Origin of the sequence: Kribbella sp. NBC_00662 (genome assembly GCF_041430295.1) — a bacterium.
Taxonomy (GTDB): Bacteria; Actinomycetota; Actinomycetes; order Propionibacteriales; family Kribbellaceae; genus Kribbella.
In genome coordinates this window covers 1953310-1969763 of the sequence record NZ_CP109029.1, presented here as the reverse complement: position 1 = coordinate 1969763, position 16454 = coordinate 1953310, and the positions used below count along the sequence as shown (strand labels likewise).

Genomic DNA, 16454 nt, shown 5'->3' with positions numbered 1-16454 from the left:
AAACGAGAAGTCAGATGCTGGATGAGCTCAATACTCGAATCCTGGACGAGCTGATCGCGGACCCCCGGTTGCGGACCACTGAGCTGGCCCGCCGGCTGGGCGTCTCCACGCCGACCGTGCGGGAGCGGGTGGCGCGGCTGGAGGAGTCTGGCGTGATCCGCGGGTACCGCGTCGACATCGACCCGGCGGCGCTCGGTCGTCCGGTCGCCGCCTGGGTGCGGCTGCGGCCGGGGCCGAACCAGATCCCGAGGATCATCGAGCTGGCCGGTCGTACGCCGGAAGTCGTCGAGTGCCACCGGATCTCGGGTGAGGACTGCTTCCTGATGCGCGTCCAGGTCGCCGAGATCGCCGCCCTCGAGGACGTTCTGGACAGGTTCCTGGTGCACGGGCAGACCACCAGCTCGTTCATCGTCTCGACGCCGGTCCCGCCGCGCTCGGTGCCGTTGTCCGCTGGGTGAACCCCAACCAGCGCTCGGAGTGGTCTGCATCACTAGTCTGGTGCCGACTTCAGCGACGTTCCCGGAAGGACCCTGGCCCATGGCTGCCGACAAGTCTGTCCGCAGAGTTGCCCTGCTCACCGCCGGCGGGCTCGCGCCCTGCCTGTCGTCCGCCGTCGGCGGGCTGATCGAGCGCTACACCGAGGTGGCGCCCGACGTGGAGATCATCGCCTACCTGAACGGGTACCACGGCCTGCTCAGCGGCCGCTTCCTCGACGTGACGCCGGAGGTGCGGGAGAAGGCGTCGCTGCTGCACAAGTTCGGCGGCAGCCCGATCGGCAACAGCCGGGTGAAGCTGACCAACACCGCCGACCTGGTCAAGCGGGGCCTGATCCAGGACGGGCAGAACGCCCTCCAGGTCGCCGCCGAGCGGCTGGTCGCGGACGGCGTCGACGTCCTGCACACCATCGGCGGCGACGACACCAACACGACGGCAGCCGACCTCGCGGCGTATCTGCACGAGCACGACTACGACCTGACCGTGGTCGGCCTGCCGAAGACCATCGACAACGACGTGATCCCGATCCGGCAGAGCCTGGGTGCGTGGACCGCGGCCGAGCAGGGCGCGCTGTTCGCCCGCAACATCATCGCCGAGCACAGCTCGAACCCGCGGATGCTGATCGTCCACGAGGTGATGGGGCGGAACTGCGGATGGTTGACCGCGGCAACGGCGCAGGCGTACCAGCAGTGGGTCGACGAGCAGGAGTGGAACCCGGGGATCGGTCTGGACAAGGCCGGTTGGTCGGTGCACGCCGTGTATGTGCCGGAGGCAACGATCGACCTGGACGCCGAGGCCGAGCGGCTGCGCAAGGTGATGGACTCCGAGGACTGCGTCAACATCTTCCTGTCCGAGGGCGCCGGCGTGCCGTCGATCGTGGCCGAGCTGGAGGCGCGTGGCGAGGACGTCCCGCGGGACCCGTTCGGGCACGTGAAGCTGGACACGATCAACCCGGGCGCCTGGTTCGCCAAGCAGTTCGCGGAGCGGATCGGCGCCGAGAAGACGATGGTGCAGAAGAGCGGGTACTTCAGCCGCTCGGCCGCGTCCAACGACCGCGACCTCGCGCTGATCAAGGAGTGCACCGACTACGCCGTCGACGCGGCGCTGCGCGGTGAGAGCGGTGTGGTCGGCCACGACGAGGAGCGCGGCGACGAGCTGCGCGCGATCGAGTTCCCGCGGATCGCGGGCGGCAAGGAGTTCGACCCGACGGTCGACTGGTTCGTCAGCCTGAAGTCGGGGATCGGCCAGAGTTAGCACCCCGGCCGGAGTGCATCAGGGCGCGGACGCGGCGCACTGACCAACTGAGCCCGGCAGGCCGTGGTCCGGCGTGGTCAGGCGTGCGGTGCCGTCGCTCGGCGGTCGTGTGGCGTGTTGGTCAGTGTCGGCCGTCCGCTCCACCGTCTCCCGGGATGGCGCTGGTGCTCGTGCGGCCCGGTGGCTCCGTCATCAGGACCTCCCGCAGTAGAGCTAGGCCGGGTGAGCGAGGCGGCCGACCCACTGGTCGGCCGCCTTCTCGATCTGTGCGAGGACCTCGTCGAAGCCTTCGTCCTCGCCGTAGTACGGATCCGGTACGTCGTCAGCCGCGAACAGCTGCGCCGTCGTACCCCGGCGACGCAGCTCGGCGACATGTCCCGAGTCCATGGCGAGCGTGAGGTCCGCGGCGCGCTCGAACTGACGAGCCCGGTGCGCGCTGCCGTCGTACCCGCGCCGGCGCAGTGCGGCCGCGGCGCGCGGGTCCATCCGGTCGCCGACGTGCCAGCCGCCGGTGCCTGAGCTGGTCACCTCGACGTCGCCGATCCCGGCGTCGGCGAGCTTGGCCCGCAGAACCACCTCGGCCATCGGCGACCGGCAGATGTTCCCGGTACAGACGATCTCGACGTGCACTAGTGAACTTCGGCCTTGTCCGGCAGGACGATGTTGATGATCATGCCGACGACGGTGATGATCAGCGCGCCGAACAGTGCGGCCCAGAAGCCGTCGACGTGGAACTGGACGTCGAGCTTGCCGGTGATCCAGGACGTCAGCCACAGCATCAGGGCGTTGATCACGAAGGTCAGCAGACCGAGGGTGAGGATCAGCAGCGGGAAGGACAGCACCTTCACCACGGGCTTCACGATCGCGTTCACGACGCCGAAGATCGCGGCGACGATCAGCAGCGTGAGCACGCGCCTGCCGGTGGTCGCGCCCTGCAGCGTGATGCCGGCGACCAGCCAACTCGCGACCGCCAGCGCGACCGCGTTGGCCAGCAACCTGATGATCAAGTTCTTCATGCCCCCGATCCTCCCACCCGCGCGGTAGCACGAAGCTCGGTACACACCCTGATCGCACCCTGGGTCTTGACACGGAAAATGACCAAGTGATCTGATCATTTTCATGTCGCGCCCTTTGGTAGCACTTGTCGCGTTGTCTCTCACGGCGGCGGGCCTCGGTATGCCTGCCGCCTCCGCCACCCCGTCGAGCTGCAGCGCGGTGAGCACGAACTGGACCGCGCGGACGACGCCGCACGTCGCGCCCGAGAGCCTGCTGAACGCCTACAGCAACACCGGGAAGGGGTGGACCGGCGCGGACAGCACCTACTCCGTCGCGCTCCCCGGCGGGCGGACGGCGTGGATCTTCTCCGACACGTTCCTCGGGCCGGTCAACCCGGACGGCAGCCGCCCGACGACCGCGCCGTTCATCAACAACTCGTTCGTGATCCAGCAGGGCAAGAGCCTGAAGACCGTCACCGGCGGTACGCCGTCCAGCCCGACCGCGCTCATCCCGCCGCCGTCCGACGGCTGGTACTGGATCGGTGCCGCCCAGACCAGTCACGCCGGCCGGGACCTCGACGTGACCGCGCTGCGGTTCGTGAAGACCGGGACGGGCCAATGGGACTGGCACTGGGCCAGCAACTACCTCGCCCGCTTCGACAGCAAAACCTTCAAGCTCAAGTCGCTCACCCCGCTGCCCTCGGCCGCGAACGTGCAGTGGTCCGGCTGGCTGCTGCGTGATCGCGGCTACACCTACATCTACGGCGTCGAGGACCTGGGCTCCTCGAAGTACCAGCATGTTGCCCGCGTCCGCGGTGACGACCTGACCGCAAAGCCGTGGGAGTACTGGACCGGTTCCGGCTGGTCCTCGGACGAGGCCGCGTCGGTCCGGGTGCTCGAGGGTGTGGCCAACGAGCACAGCGTGACCCAGTTCAAGGACGGCTACCTGCTGGTCACGCACGACACCAAGGAGCTGTTCAGCAAGCGCGTCGTCGGGTACTTCTCCTGCTCGCCGACCGGTCCGTGGGTGAAGCCGGTCGAGCTGTACCAGACCCCGGAGACCGGCGGGAACATCATCACGTACAACTCGCACGAGCACCCGGACCTGCGTCGCGGCAACGAACTCCTGGTCAGCTACAACGTCAACAGCCTCGTCAGTGACGACCTGTACGGCGACGTGAGCATCTACCGGCCCCGCTTCCTCGGCGTGACTCTGGCGGCGGCCAAGTGAGTACTTCGGGTGGCGTCGTACGCCGCAGTCTGCTGGACGATCTGGCGACGTCGATGCTGGCGCTGATCGCCGAGCGGAAGCTGTCGGTCGGCGACCAGTTCGAGTCCGTGCGGTCGCTGGCGGAGCGGTTCAAGGTCGCCGTACCGACTGTCCGGGAGGCGCTGCGCCGGCTGGAGGCGACCGGCGCAGTGGAACTCCGGCACGGCTCCGGTGTGTACGTCGGTCCGAACGTCGGCCGTCTGGTGCTGGCCAACCCCCTCGCCCTGGCGCCGAGTGCGGACCGATTGGTCGAGCTCCTGCAGGCTCGCGCGCTGATCGAGCCGCCGGTTGCCGCACTGGCCGCAGTGACGCGTGACGCGGCCGCACTCGAGCAGATGGAACAGGACCTCAGTACTGCGGCCGAGCTGATCGCATCCGGCGACCACGCCCGGCTGGCCGAGGTGAACATGGACTTCCACCGCTCACTGGCACAGGCGTCCGGCAACGCCACCTTGGCCGAGGTGGTCGAGTCGGTGACCGTCGTGAACGCACGGGAGCAGCTGGAGATCCTGCACATCCACGGCGACCGCCAGGCCGACCTGGACGAGCACCGCGCGATCTACGAAGCGGTCCGCTCCGGCGACTCAGACCTCGCCGAGCTCCTCACCCGCGAACACCTCGACGGCGTACTGACCGTCATCAACCAAAGACTTCAGCACCCCTGAGCTGGAAGGACGCACCAATGCAACGCAAGACCAACCGGAAGGCGCTGGCTGCCCTGGTGATCGCCGGCGCGCTCGCGCTGTCCGCCTGTGGAGGCGGCGGGGCGGCTGCTCCGAAGAAGGGCGAGGACAAGCCGGTCGACTCGCTGAAGTTCTACAACGACAAGGGTGGCTGGAAGGATGCCTTCACCCAGGTCGGCGCGGCCAGCAAGAAGGACATCGGCGTCGGTATGGAGCCGGTCGGGTACTCCGACTCGAACACGTACACCGCGTTCATCCGGTCGTCGTTCCGGACCAAGGAGAAGGCGGACCTGTTCACCTGGCACACCGGCAAGGAGCTTCAGGATCTGGTGGACCAGAAGCTCGTCGCCGACACCACCGACCAGTGGACCAAGGCGGTTGCTGACGGCAACATCCCGGAGCAGCTCAAGCAGTACTTCACCTACGGCGACAAGCAGTACTGCGTGCCGCTGAACGCCGGCTACTGGGTGATGTACTACAACAAGGCCGTCTTCAAGAAGGCCGGTATCACGCAGACGCCGAAGACGTGGGCCGAGCTGACCCAGGTCGCGGACAAGGTCAAGGCGATCGGCGTGAAGCCGTTCTACCAGACCAACATCCTGTTCTCGTTCGTCTGGTTCGAGACGCTGCTCGCGGGCAAGGACCCCGACCTGTACGACAAGCTCGCGGCCGGCCAGGCGAAGTACACCGACCCCGGTGTGGTCGACGTGATGAACGAGTGGAAGAAGATGATCGACGCCGGAGACTTCAGCGACCCGGGCTCGAAGACCGAGCCGCAGGCGCAGCTGAAGAACGGCGACGTCGCGATGATCAACTTCGGCACCTGGTTCAGCGGCAACCTGAACACGCTGAAGATGAAGGCCGGCACCGACTACGACTTCTTCGTGATCCCGAACGTGAACCCGTCGCTGCCGAAGACCTCGATGATCTTCGAGACCGGACCGGTGTGCTCGGCCGCGGCGAGCGACCACGCGTCGACGGTGAAGAAGTGGACCGACTGGTGGGTCACGCCGCAAGCGCAGACCGCGTGGGCGAACTCCCGTGGCGACCTGTCGTTCAACCCGAAGGCGGAGGTCAAGGACCCAGGTCTGGCGGCGCTGAACAAGGACGTCGGCGGTGACGGGTACCGGCTGATCAACCGGTGGTTCGAGGCGACGCCCGTACCTGTCGCGAACAAGGCGCTCGAGGTGTTCGGCGCGTTCGTGACCAAGCCGGGTGACCCGATGCCGGGCCTGCAGAAGATCCAGGCCGAGGCGGACGCGTACTGGGCCAAGCAGAAGTGACTTCAACGATCGAACGGCCACCGGTGAAGGTCCGGGCGAGCACGCAGCGCCCGGACCGGACCGGGGCCCGGATGGCGCCGCTGTTCGGATTGCCTGCCGCCGGCGTGGTCGCACTGCTGTTGTACCTGCCGTTCCTGTGGACGACGTACGTCAGCTTCACGCAGTACGACGGACTGGCGTCGCCGGTGTGGTCCGGGCTGGCGAACTACAAGGCGATGTTCAGCGACCCCGATCTGACCGGGGCGCTCGTCAACACGCTGCTGTGGGTCGTCGGGATGGTGACCCTGCCCGTAGTACTCGGGCTGCTGATCGCAGTACTGACCTATGGACACAAGTGGGGCACGTGGCTGCGGCTGCCGTTCCTGCTGCCGTACGCGATCTCCGGTGTGGCTGTCGGTGTCATCTGGGGCTTCGTGCTCCAGCCCGACGGCGCACTGGGGCAGGCGCTCGGGTTCTTCGGGCTGCCAGGTGCTCACACGGGCTGGCTGCAGGCCGGTCCCGGCAACACGCTGATGATGATCGTGGCTGTCACCTGGCAGGCAGCCGGTGTGAACGCCTTGCTGTTCGTGGTCGGGTTGCAGTCGATCCCGGGCGAGCCGCTCGAGGCAGCGCGGCTGGACGGTGCGGAGGGCTTCAGTCTGTTCCGCCACCACCTCTGGCCGCAGCTCCGCCCGATCACGACGGTGGTCATCGGGTTGTCGATCGTCGGCAGCCTGAAGACGTTCGATGTGGTGTGGGTGATGACGCAGGGCGGTCCCGGTACGTCGTCCGAGACGCTGGCGCTGTCCATGTACAAGGAGACTTTCGTGCTGAACGATTACGGCCAGGGTGCGGCGATCGCGCTGTTCCTCAGCCTGGTCACGTTCGCGGCATCGATCCTGTACCTGCGCTACCAGTTGGGGGATGCCCGTGAGCAGGGTTAAGACTCCCTTCCTGGTCGTCCTGGGGCTGATCTGGCTCGCGCCGGTCTACTTGCTGATCGTGAACGCGTCCAAGCCGGTCGACGGGTACGACGCCAAGACGGTCTGGAAGCCTGCCGGATTCGCGCTCTTCTCGAACTTCGGGGACGCGTGGAGCAAGGCCGCGCTCGGCGACACGTTGGTGGCGACGACGATGTACAGCGTGATCGCGCCGGTGCTCGCGGTCCTGATCGGCGCGGCCGCCGGCTACGCGATCGTCGTACTGCGGTTGAAGCGTGGGTTCCTGTGGTTCGTGTTCATCTTCGGCGGGACGATCTTCCCGCTGCAGATGATCCTGATGCCGCTGTTCTCCGGGTACGCGAACTCCGGGCTGTACGACACCCGGGTCGGGATGATCATCGTCTACACCGCGATCAGCGTGCCGTTCTCGGCGTTCGTCATGCGCAACTTCTTCACCGGTATCGCGCGGAGTGTGTTCGAGGCCGCGGTGGTCGACGGCGGCGGGCTGTTCCGGATCTTCCGCAGCATCTACCTGCCGATGGCTGGGTCCGCGCTCGCCGCGATCTTCATCCTGCAGGCCACCTTCGTGTGGAACGACCTTCTGCTCGGCTTGACCCTGAGCCAGTCGGATTCGGTCCGGCCGATCATGCCCGCGCTGACGGGTCTGCAGAGCACGTACGGCGGCGCGTCGCTGCCGACCGTGCTGGCCGGCGGTCTCCTCGTCTCGCTGCCCACCGTCATCTTGTTCCTTGCCGCCCAACGCTTCTTCTCCCGGGGCCTGGCCCTCGGTCAGTTCTGAAAGGACGTGTATGAGTAGCCGCACAGTCGTGGTCACCGGTGGTGCCGCCGGGATCGGACGAGGTGCAGTCGAACGGTTCGTCGCCGCGGGGGATCGAGTGGTCGCGCTCGACCGGGACGCCGCCGCGCTGGGTGCCCTGGAGGCTGAGCTCGGTGAGCTCGTGACCGGGCGTGCCGTCGACGTTGCCGACCGCGCGGCCCTTGCCGCACTCGCCACGGAGGTCGGACCCGTCGATGCGCTGGTCTGTGCCGCGGGAGTCCAGCGGTACGGGACCGTTGTGGACACGCCGGACGCCGTTTACGACGAGGTGATGGCGGTGAACGTCGGAGGCGTGTTCTTCGCCTGCCAGGCGTTCGTGCCCAAGTTGCCGCGCGGCGGGAGTGTTGTGGTGGTCGCCTCGGTGCAGGCGTATGCGGCGCAGAAGAGCGTCGCGGCCTACTCGATGGGGAAGGGCGCGCTACTCAGCCTGGTGCGGGCGATGGCTGTGGACCATGCTGACGACGGGATCCGGGTGAATGCGGTCTGTCCGGGCTCTGTGGACACACCGATGCTGCGGACGTCCGCGGCGCAGTTCGGTGGTGAGCGGTCGACAGACGACGTGGTCGCCGAGTGGGGGCGATCGCATCCGCTCGGCCGCGTCGCGACGCCGGGAGAAGTTGCCGAGGTCATCTATTTCCTGTCGTCGCCGGCCGCGTCGTTCATGACCGGTGCCGACGTGAAGGTGGACGGCGGACTGACCGCGGGTCTGCCCGTCGTACTGCCGGAGGGCGCGAAGTGAAGATCGTCGACGTACGCGCGACCACGGTCACCGTGCCGCTCGAGGCACCGCTACGGCACAGCAACGGGGCGCACTGGGGACGCTTCGTACGGACCGTGGTGGAGGTCGAGGCCGACAACGGGCTGATCGGCCTGGGCGAGATGGGTGGCGGCGGGCAGAGTGCGGAGGCCGCGGTCGCCGGGTTGAAGCCGTACCTGCTCGGGCACGACCCGGCCCGCACCGAGGCGTTGCGCTGGATGCTCGCCAACCCGACCGCCAGCCTGTACAACAACCGCACTCAGTTGCTGGCGGCAATCGAGTTCGCGTGCCTCGACCTGCAGGGTCGCGAGCTCGGCGTGCCCGTGCACGAGCTGCTCGGCGGCAAGGTGCGGGACACGGTGCCGTTCGCGAGCTACCTGTTCTTCCGGCACCCGAACGACGGCGGCACCGGCGAGATCCGGACCGCGGAGCAGTTGGTCGCGCATGCGCGGGAGCTCGTCGACGAGCACGGGTTCAGTGTGCACAAGCTGAAGGGTGGGGTGTTCCCGCCCGACTACGAGCGTGAGTGCTTCCGTGCGCTGGCCGAGGCTTTCCCCGGGCATCGGGTGCGGTTCGACCCGAACGGCGCCTTCAGCGTCGAGGAGGCGATCCGGTTCGCGCGCGGCATCGAGGACCTGGACAACGACTACCTCGAGGACCCGACCTGGGGTCTGAACGGGATGCGCCGGGTCCGCGAGAACACCCCGATCCCGCTCGCCACCAACACCGTGGTGGTGAACTTCGAGCAGCTGGCCGCCAACGTGCGTGATCCCGCGGTCGACGTGATCCTGCTCGACACCACGTTCTGGGGCGGGATCCGGCCGTGCATCAAGGCGGCCGGCGTCTGCGAGACCTTCCAGCTCGGCGTGGCAGTGCACTCGTCGGGCGAGCTTGGCATCCAGCTGGCCACGATGCTGCAGCTCGGCGCCGTCGTACCGAACCTGTCGTTCGCCGCGGACGCGCACTATCACCACCTGCGCGACGACATCATTGCCGGCGGCAAGCTTCCGTACGTCGACGGCGCGATCGCCGTACCGGACGCACCCGGACTCGGCGTCGAGCTGGACCGCGACAAGCTGGCCGAGTACGCAGAGCTGTTCCGCGAACTCGGCCCCTATCCGTACGACCGCGATCCGGCGCGCCCGGACTGGTACCCCCTGCTGCCGAACACCGATTGGGCCGACCCCTCATGACGATCCCTCGCTCCGCCGACCTGGCCAGCGACGTCCTCACGCACACGTACGACGACATGTTCAACCCGCCCGGGCTGACGAACTTCCTCGGTACGGCGCAGGTCGACCACGACGTCGTCGCGATCCGCAGTGTGAACTTCCCGCCGTACTCACACGGCGACACGATCACCGCGCAGTTGTACGTCGACGGCCGGCTGGCGCGCTCGTACGGCGGAACCGTGGAGGTGGTGTGGCGGCCGGACTGCGTCGTACGCTCAACCACCGTCGACGGTCTCCACATCCGCACGACCACCGCCTGCGCCCCGGGGCGGCCGGCTGTCGTCGTACGGCTGGAGCTGTCCGGCGCTGCGGGGCGGTCCGTGCGGCTGGGGTTCGCGTTGGAGAGCACCGCGACGCGCTCACCGGACGGCTGGCTGCGCCCGGAGCCGCCGTCCGAGCCCAACACGTTGTCGGTTGTCGATGGTCGGGTTGTCGGCACCGGCGAGTCCGCATCAGCTGTGAGTGTGCAGGGTGTTGATGTGCCGAGCACTGTGGACAGGGGGATGCTCGAGGCAACTGTGCAGCTGGATGGATCCGGTGAGGCGCGGTTGTCGTATGTGCATGTGCTGGCGGGGTCGTTGGAGGAGGCAACGGAGCACTTCGACGTGTGCGTGGCCGACGTACCCGCGGTGCTCGCTGTGGCCGAGAGCATGTGGGACGTGGCGCTGGCCGATGCGTTCGACCCTTCCAGTGAGGGCTTCAGCGGGTCCCTGCCCGTTCTGGAGACGTCGAACGAGGCGCTGCAGAAGCTGTACTGGTGGGGTGTGCTCGGGGTTATCTGGTTCCGGCGGGACAACCCGGCCAGTGTGCTCGGGCGGACGTACGACACGTTGATGCCACGCTATTGGCAGACGACGACGTTCATCTGGGACTACAGCTTGTCGTCGTTGACGCATGCGCTGCTGGACCCGGAGCCGATGCGGAAGCACATCGAGCACTGGATCGACCTCGACATCCACGAGCACTTCGGCACCGAGTGGCTGACCGGCGGACCGGTCGGGCAGTGGTACTCGGTGAACGACTTCGCGATGACCCGACTGGTTCGCGACTACGTACGCTTCACCGGCGACGAGGCGTTCCTGGATGCCACTGTCGGTCCGAAGGCAGTGGGCGAGCACGTGCATGACTGGGCGACCGCCTGGCGCGGTCTGCGTGGTGAGCACGCGCTGGCCGACTACGGCGGCATCGACAACCTGCTGGAGTGCGTGAGCAGCTACGTGCACGAGGTCGCCAGCTTCAACGCTGCGAACGTGTGGTGCATGCGAGTCGCCGCTGAGATCGCGGACCGCTCCGGTGACTCCGACCGTGCCGCTTTGCTGCGTAAGGAGGCGTCGACGCAGGCCGGCCACGTCAACGAGCTGTACGTCGAGGGCAAGGGCTTCTGGAACGCACGGCAGCCAGACGGCTCGCTGGTACCGGTACGGCACTGCTACGACTTCAACCTCATCGGTACGACGATGCCGGACGACCTGTCCGAGGCGCAGTGTGCGGAGATGGTGTCGTTCTTCCAGAAGGAGCTGCAGACACCGACGTGGATGCGCGCGCTCTCGCCGTACGACACCGACGCTGCCTTCAGCGTGCGCCCGGACCACCAATGGAACGGTGCGTATCCGGCGTGGCCGGCGGACGCGGGTCGTGCGCTCTTCGCACTCGGCCGCGGCGACGTACTGCTCGACTGGCTCCCGGGTCTCGCGAAGACCGCCAACCAGGGACCGTGCGGGCAGGCGCACTTCGTCGAGGAGGCGCAGCCAGCGATGGCCGGTGGAGCGGCCAAGTCCCCGCCACAGTTCCCGTACCTGATCGACTGGTCCTGCTCGTCGTCCGGCGCCTGGGTCAGCCTTGTTCTGGAGGGCATCTTCGGCATCGAGGTTGCCCTGGACGGCACGGTGACGGCGAACCCGCAGGTCGCCGAGTTGGACCCCGACGCGCGTCTGACCGGCCTCCGGGTCGGTTCCACCACCTACACCGTCACCGCCGACGGCCTCACCTGACCTGCCCTCCCCTCCCCTCCCCTCCCCATCTGAGGGGTCGGCCCCTGCGATGGTGGGTTGACCCCCGGGATTCTCGGGGCCGAACCCACAACCTGCGGGGCCAACCCCTCAAATGGGATCAGGCGGGTGGCATGGCGATGGCTTCCAGGAGGGATTCCTGGGCGCCTTCGAGATGACGGCGGAGCTCGTCGACGCACTCGTCGAGCTCGCCGCGCTCCAGCAACCGGATGAGCTTGCGGTGGGACGCGACCTGTTGGCGCGCGTCCTGCCGCAGGGCGTCCACGCGGGCCAGTGCCAGTCGTGCCTCGCCGGTGATCGAGTCGGCGGTGGCGATCAGCCGCTCGCTGCCGGTCAGCGCGACCAGGCTGCGGTGGATAGCCAGGTGGGTCTCGGTCAGCGCCTCCGGATCGGCGCCGTCCTTGGCGGTCGCGGCGAACACCCGCATCGCCTCGCGGACCCGCTCCCGGGCCGCCTCGTCGGCGTCGAACCAGGCCCGGATCCCGGCTGACTCCAGCACGAACCGGGCCCGGCAGATGTCCGCCACCGCGTCGGGGTGCAGGATCGCGACGCTGACGCCTTTGTTCGGCTCGCGGACCGCGAGGCCCTCGGTGACCAGCATCGTCATCGCTTCGCGGATCGTGCTCCGGGCGACCCCCAGCGCCTCCGCGAGCGGTTGCTCGCGCAGCGGCGTACCGGGCTCGAGGTCGCCGGCGAACAGCGCGGCACGCAGCGCGTCGACCACCCGGTCCACAGTGGTCGAGCGGTCCACCCGCAGCCGTTCGTACATGGTGTGATTCTCGTCCACACCTGGTCCGTTGTCGCGCGCGACCCGGCTGGTGGACCACCCCGGCCGCGTGCCTGTGGATAACTTCCGACATGATGACCCGGTTTTCGGGCAGCATTTCCCTCAGTGGCCGCCCCTCTTCGCGGACCGGCGCGGGAGTCCACTCGAGTGAGCGAGGAGCACAACGTGGGAGACAGCAAAGTGCTGCCGATCCTCGGCGCGATCGGGCTGATCCTGCTGCTCCCGCTGCTGATCGTTCTGCTGATGCTGCTCGGCGTCCTGGGCGGGATGGACACGGCCGAGGCGCAGTGCGCCCAGCAGGCCACCGAACAGAGCCTGTTCGCCTACCCGACCGACTCGCAGAAGATCGACGTCGACTGGACCGAGCCGCTGGCCGTCGCCCCGCACCAGGGCTACGACTTCAAGGTCGACGAGGGCAGCAAGGTCTACGCCTCGCAGGACGGCAAGGTCGTGAAGGCCTCCGACGGCGAGGTCCGGATCCGCCGCGAGGACGTCGAGACGCGGACGACGTACCTCAAGACCATCAGCGTCGCCCTGAACGCCGACGTCAAGCGCGGCGACGTGATCGGCACCTCCGGCAGCGGGAACGAGGTCGCTCCCGGTCTGGTCGGCCCGCACATCCACTGGGAGATGTGGGTCAACAAGGCCGAGAAGAAGGACGACCCGGCCGACTGGGAGACCCAGAAGCCGGACAAGAACCCGTTCGAGCTCGACACCTCCGACTCCGGCGACAGCGGCTGCACCTGCCTGAACGGTGACCTGAGCGGCGCGAACAACCAGCAGAAGGCCTTCAACTTCTTCGTCCAGAACGGATACACCAAGGAGCAGGCCGCCGGCATCGTCGGCAACATGATCAGCGAGTCCAGCGTCGAGCCGGGCCGCAAGCAGGGCACGGCACCGGGCACGGTGACCAAGCCCGCGGACGTGCTGGGGTATTCGGGCGGTTGGGGCATCGTTCAGTGGACGCCGGCGTCCAAGATGATCAACCCGTCCCGCGATGCCGGGGTCGGCGACGACGTCATCGGCTCGCTGGCCTACCAGCTGGACTTCCTGCACAAGCAACTCCTCGGCAAGCCGCCGCTCTCGGAGAAGGCTGCCGGTGACGCGGTCAAGGCCGCCACCTCTGTCGACGCGGCCGCGGTCGCGTTCGGCGGCCAGTTCGAGCGCTTCGCCGGCTACGAGAACCCGAACAACCCGCGGTACGCCGAGCGCAAGGCGAACGCCGAGCACGTGCTCAACACCTTCGGCGGGTCGGCTCCGGCCGTCGGCAAGGGCGGCGACACGAGCGGCTGCGGCGCCGGCAGCGGCAACATCGCCGAGGTCGCGAAGAACCTGGCCTGGCCCGAGAGCGGTCACAACGGCACCGACGCCAGCCTCGCCAAGCCCGAGTTCGTCCAGGCGATGGCGAAGTACAACGACGGCGCCAGCGGCCAGACTCCGTACAGTGACTGCGGGCGGTTCGTCGCGACGGTGATGCACATGAGCGGCGCCGACCCGAAGTACCCGAACGTCGGCACCGATGTGCAGCGCACGTACCTCGAGTCCTCCGGGAAGTACGACTGGTGGCACGGTGAACCACCGGGCGGGATGAAACCGGGTGACATCCTGAACGGTCCCGGCCACACGTACCTGTACGTCGGTCCGTGGGGCAAGGAAGGCGGCGGGTACAACGCGGCGTCCGGCTCGCTCGGCGACCACGTGCCGGAGGCCGGTCACCTGTACGGCGTCGGCGGGCAGTTCACTGTCTACCGGCTGAAGAGCGCGCCGGTACCGAAGGACTGAGGAAAGGAACGGGAGCAGCTGATGCTGGAGGAGAACCGACGGCCGTTGTTCATCGGCGTGGTCGCGCTGGCGGTCGTCGTCGTGCTGGTCGGTGGCATCCTGCTGTTCCGGGGCGGCTCCCGGACGAGCCTCACCGTGGAGTCCATCCCGAACGACCTGACCCTCAAGCTCGACGGTCACGAGATCCCCGCGAACGGCGAGATCAAGGTGAAGGCCGGCCGGCACACCCTTGACGGTGAGCGCCGGGGCTTCCAGAGCTACTCGATGACGTTCACCGCCGAGGGCGATCGGCAGGCCGTCAAGATGTACCTCTACGCCAACAGCGCCGAGGGTCGCGAGTGGGCCAAGAACAACCCCGAGCAGGAGCTCAAGCTCGAGGCCGAGGCCGGCCGGCAGTACGACGCGACCCAGGCGAGGCTTCGGCAGAAGTACCCGATCCTCAGCCAGCTCCCGTACGTCGGCGACGGCTTCGAGGCGACGTACACCAAGTCCAAGACCGACCCCACCAACCCCGAGGCGATCTCGGTCGTCATCGAGGTCTACGGCCCCCAGGGCAGAGAAAAAGCCGACCAATGGATCCAAGGCTACGGCTGGGACCCGGCCACCCTCGACCTGATCTGGACCACCGGCAAGTAGAACAGGAGCTGCTTGCCGCGGGCTGGACCCGCTGCGGCGTCGGCGACTGGGCGATCGCACTCCGGTCCCCGGACGGTACGACGGTGGCCCGCATCAGCCCGTTCGATCCCGCCGGCCCGTACGTCGCCGCGCTGTACCGCGAGGCGTCGTACACCCGCCAGGTGCCGGAGCTGTTCGCCCACCACCGCCTGATCGGCGGCGGCGACCTGCAGCTGATGGAACCCCTCGAGCCGGTCCCCGAGGCCGAAGCCGCCGCGTTCCACGACGCCATCGCCGCGCGTGCGCCGGAGGTTGCCGACCTCGCGGACGTAGTTCGTCGCGTCCACGAGCGTGCTCAGCGCGAGCTGCCCTGGTGCGGACCGCTGGACGACAACCCGGACAACGTGATGCGGACCGCCGACGGAAGACTGGTCATCGCAGACCTGTTCTCCGCCGACGGTCCGAAGCTCTACGCGACCGTCGTCTCTGACCCTGACCTCGTCGTTGCTCGGATCCCCGAGGCCGAGCGGCGGTTCATGACAGAACTCCCGCTCGCCAACACCGGGTCTTGGGAGCCGGCGGTGCGGGAGTCGATGCGTGCTGGGCTCGCAGCTGCCGACGCGCGATCAGACCGGTAGGACCAGCTCTCCGCCGGGGGTGGTGATGTCGTCCAGCGGGAAGTCCAGTGGGTTGGTCAGGCAACGGGCCGACCCGCCGCCTTTGTGGAACTCGGACAGGTCCAGCACGACTACTCGCAGGCCCAGGTCGGTGAGGATCGCGTGCAGGCGCGGGGAGCACGCAGGCATGATGATCGTGCTGTTGACGACGATCGAGTTCGCGCTGAACGCGAAGGCTTCCTCGTCCGTGAGCACGATCGGGTCGGGGACGATGCCGGAGAGCTCGGCCTGGCCGGCCGCGTCGAAGGCCGGCGGGTAGACCATCGCGTGCGTGCTGTCCACCGGGCAGAACGGCAGATCCAGGTGGTACATGCCCTCGTGGGCGATCCGCAGACCGCGGACACGGACGTTCCATCCGGTCGCGAGGTGCTTGAGCGCGTCGGCCTCGGTCCGCGGCCCGTACCCGACGACCAGACTGTCGCCGAACACGAACGCGTCTCCGGACTCGAAGTGCGGCCCGACTCCCTCGCCGCCGGTCCGGTCGAGCCGGAATCCGTGCCCGGTGAACCACTCCGCCGCGCTCAGCGACTCCTTGCGGCGTGGCTCGAAGCGCATGTGGGAGAGCATCGCGCGACCGTCCGCCGCCGCCAGCCCGAGGTTCATCGCGTACACCATGTCGGGGGAGTCCTGGCGCTGCTCCAGCACCTCGACCTCGCCGCCGGCCTCCACGATCGCCTGCCGCAGCGAGTCCCACTGCTTGAGCGTCAGCGCCGGGTCCGGCTGGTCCTGCGTCGACATGTACGGGTTGATCACGTAGTCGATCCGGAAGTGGTCCGGCCGGACCATCAGATAGCGACGACCCCACTCCAGCGGCTGTCCCATGAACACCCTCCTGACTACGGTGAGACCTGATTGCC

General features: G+C 68.0%; 17 protein-coding genes. 13 read left to right on the top strand and 4 right to left on the bottom strand.

The window, feature by feature from the left end; translation table 11 throughout:
• Window positions 1-14 precede the first annotated feature (14 nt).
• Both OHA10_RS09930 and OHA10_RS09925 read left to right on the top strand, forming a co-directional pair.
• Window positions 15-458, top strand: a complete 444-nt coding sequence (locus tag OHA10_RS09930) for an Lrp/AsnC family transcriptional regulator (RefSeq protein ID WP_371405877.1) — start codon at window positions 15-17, stop codon at window positions 456-458.
• A 79-nt stretch (window positions 459-537) separates the two neighbouring features.
• Window positions 538-1749, top strand: coding sequence for a pyrophosphate--fructose-6-phosphate 1-phosphotransferase (locus tag OHA10_RS09925; protein ID WP_371405876.1), 1212 nt, complete (start codon window positions 538-540; stop codon window positions 1747-1749).
• A gap of 213 nt (window positions 1750-1962) precedes the next feature.
• Here OHA10_RS09925 and OHA10_RS09920 read toward each other — a convergent pair whose 3' ends face one another.
• Both OHA10_RS09920 and OHA10_RS09915 read right to left on the bottom strand, forming a co-directional pair.
• Window positions 1963-2379, bottom strand: coding sequence for a low molecular weight protein-tyrosine-phosphatase (locus tag OHA10_RS09920; RefSeq protein ID WP_371405875.1), 417 nt, complete (start codon window positions 2377-2379; stop codon window positions 1963-1965).
• Window positions 2379-2765 (bottom strand): phage holin family protein, encoded by a 387-nt coding sequence (locus OHA10_RS09915; RefSeq protein ID WP_371405874.1) that lies wholly within the window; start codon window positions 2763-2765, stop codon window positions 2379-2381. The genes OHA10_RS09920 and OHA10_RS09915 overlap by 1 nt, the downstream gene beginning before the upstream one ends.
• A gap of 199 nt (window positions 2766-2964) precedes the next feature.
• On the opposite strand from OHA10_RS09915, the gene OHA10_RS09910 reads away from it, so the two are divergent.
• The 8 genes from OHA10_RS09910 to OHA10_RS09875 are packed head-to-tail and all read left to right on the top strand — an operon-like array spanning window position 2965 to window position 11718.
• Entirely contained in the window at window positions 2965-3975 is a 1011-nt protein-coding gene (locus OHA10_RS09910; RefSeq protein ID WP_371405873.1) for a DUF4185 domain-containing protein, read from the top strand.
• The gene (locus OHA10_RS09905; RefSeq protein ID WP_371405872.1) at window positions 3972-4679 is read left to right on the top strand and encodes a FadR/GntR family transcriptional regulator; all 708 of its coding nucleotides are present in this window, start codon (window positions 3972-3974) and stop codon (window positions 4677-4679) included. Before OHA10_RS09910 ends, OHA10_RS09905 begins: the two co-directional genes overlap by 4 nt.
• A 17-nt stretch (window positions 4680-4696) precedes the next feature.
• Window positions 4697-5980, top strand: a complete 1284-nt coding sequence (locus OHA10_RS09900) for an ABC transporter substrate-binding protein (RefSeq protein ID WP_371405871.1) — start codon at window positions 4697-4699, stop codon at window positions 5978-5980.
• Window positions 5977-6903, top strand: coding sequence for a carbohydrate ABC transporter permease (locus OHA10_RS09895; protein ID WP_233714866.1), 927 nt, complete (start codon window positions 5977-5979; stop codon window positions 6901-6903). The genes OHA10_RS09900 and OHA10_RS09895 overlap by 4 nt, the downstream gene beginning before the upstream one ends.
• A complete protein-coding gene (locus tag OHA10_RS09890; protein ID WP_371405870.1) occupies window positions 6890-7699 on the top strand; it encodes a carbohydrate ABC transporter permease in 810 nt (269 codons plus the stop codon). Before OHA10_RS09895 ends, OHA10_RS09890 begins: the two co-directional genes overlap by 14 nt.
• Window positions 7700-7709: 10 nt before the next feature.
• Window positions 7710-8477, top strand: a complete 768-nt coding sequence (locus OHA10_RS09885) for an SDR family NAD(P)-dependent oxidoreductase (RefSeq protein ID WP_371405869.1) — start codon at window positions 7710-7712, stop codon at window positions 8475-8477.
• Entirely contained in the window at window positions 8474-9688 is a 1215-nt protein-coding gene (locus tag OHA10_RS09880; RefSeq protein ID WP_371405868.1) for an enolase C-terminal domain-like protein, read from the top strand. Before OHA10_RS09885 ends, OHA10_RS09880 begins: the two co-directional genes overlap by 4 nt.
• Window positions 9685-11718 (top strand): hypothetical protein, encoded by a 2034-nt coding sequence (locus OHA10_RS09875; protein WP_371405867.1) that lies wholly within the window; start codon window positions 9685-9687, stop codon window positions 11716-11718. Before OHA10_RS09880 ends, OHA10_RS09875 begins: the two co-directional genes overlap by 4 nt.
• A gap of 118 nt (window positions 11719-11836) precedes the next feature.
• Here OHA10_RS09875 and OHA10_RS09870 read toward each other — a convergent pair whose 3' ends face one another.
• On the bottom strand, window positions 11837-12505 hold the full coding sequence (locus OHA10_RS09870) for a GntR family transcriptional regulator (protein WP_130442892.1): 669 nt from the start codon (window positions 12503-12505) through the stop codon (window positions 11837-11839).
• A 183-nt stretch (window positions 12506-12688) separates the two neighbouring features.
• Here OHA10_RS09870 and OHA10_RS09865 point away from each other — a divergent pair, with 183 nt between their 5' ends.
• The 3 genes from OHA10_RS09865 to OHA10_RS09855 are packed head-to-tail and all read left to right on the top strand — an operon-like array spanning window position 12689 to window position 15558.
• Window positions 12689-14305: a phage tail tip lysozyme gene (locus OHA10_RS09865; protein ID WP_371405866.1), complete on the top strand. Its 1617-nt coding sequence runs from the start codon at window positions 12689-12691 to the stop codon at window positions 14303-14305.
• A gap of 21 nt (window positions 14306-14326) precedes the next feature.
• Window positions 14327-14941, top strand: a complete 615-nt coding sequence (locus OHA10_RS09860) for an S-layer protein (protein WP_371405865.1) — start codon at window positions 14327-14329, stop codon at window positions 14939-14941.
• Window positions 14878-15558, top strand: a complete 681-nt coding sequence (locus OHA10_RS09855) for a hypothetical protein (protein WP_371405864.1) — start codon at window positions 14878-14880, stop codon at window positions 15556-15558. The genes OHA10_RS09860 and OHA10_RS09855 overlap by 64 nt, the downstream gene beginning before the upstream one ends.
• On the opposite strand, the gene OHA10_RS09850 is transcribed toward OHA10_RS09855, so the two are convergent.
• Window positions 15547-16419, bottom strand: a complete 873-nt coding sequence (locus OHA10_RS09850) for a dimethylarginine dimethylaminohydrolase family protein (protein WP_371405863.1) — start codon at window positions 16417-16419, stop codon at window positions 15547-15549. The two genes, OHA10_RS09855 and OHA10_RS09850, sit on opposite strands and share 12 nt — an antisense overlap.
• Window positions 16420-16454 lie beyond the last annotated feature (35 nt).

Coding starts and splice junctions, on each gene's coding strand:
- OHA10_RS09875 (WP_371405867.1), top strand. CDS start 9,685: ATGACGATCCCTCGCTCCGCCGACCTGGCCAGCGACGTCCTCACGCAC.
- OHA10_RS09870 (WP_130442892.1), bottom strand. CDS start 12,505: ATGTACGAACGGCTGCGGGTGGACCGCTCGACCACTGTGGACCGGGTG.
- OHA10_RS09930 (WP_371405877.1), top strand. CDS start 15: ATGCTGGATGAGCTCAATACTCGAATCCTGGACGAGCTGATCGCGGAC.
- OHA10_RS09885 (WP_371405869.1), top strand. CDS start 7,710: ATGAGTAGCCGCACAGTCGTGGTCACCGGTGGTGCCGCCGGGATCGGA.
- OHA10_RS09855 (WP_371405864.1), top strand. CDS start 14,878: ATGGATCCAAGGCTACGGCTGGGACCCGGCCACCCTCGACCTGATCTG.
- OHA10_RS09900 (WP_371405871.1), top strand. CDS start 4,697: ATGCAACGCAAGACCAACCGGAAGGCGCTGGCTGCCCTGGTGATCGCC.
- OHA10_RS09915 (WP_371405874.1), bottom strand. CDS start 2,765: ATGAAGAACTTGATCATCAGGTTGCTGGCCAACGCGGTCGCGCTGGCG.
- OHA10_RS09925 (WP_371405876.1), top strand. CDS start 538: ATGGCTGCCGACAAGTCTGTCCGCAGAGTTGCCCTGCTCACCGCCGGC.
- OHA10_RS09860 (WP_371405865.1), top strand. CDS start 14,327: ATGCTGGAGGAGAACCGACGGCCGTTGTTCATCGGCGTGGTCGCGCTG.
- OHA10_RS09850 (WP_371405863.1), bottom strand. CDS start 16,419: ATGGGACAGCCGCTGGAGTGGGGTCGTCGCTATCTGATGGTCCGGCCG.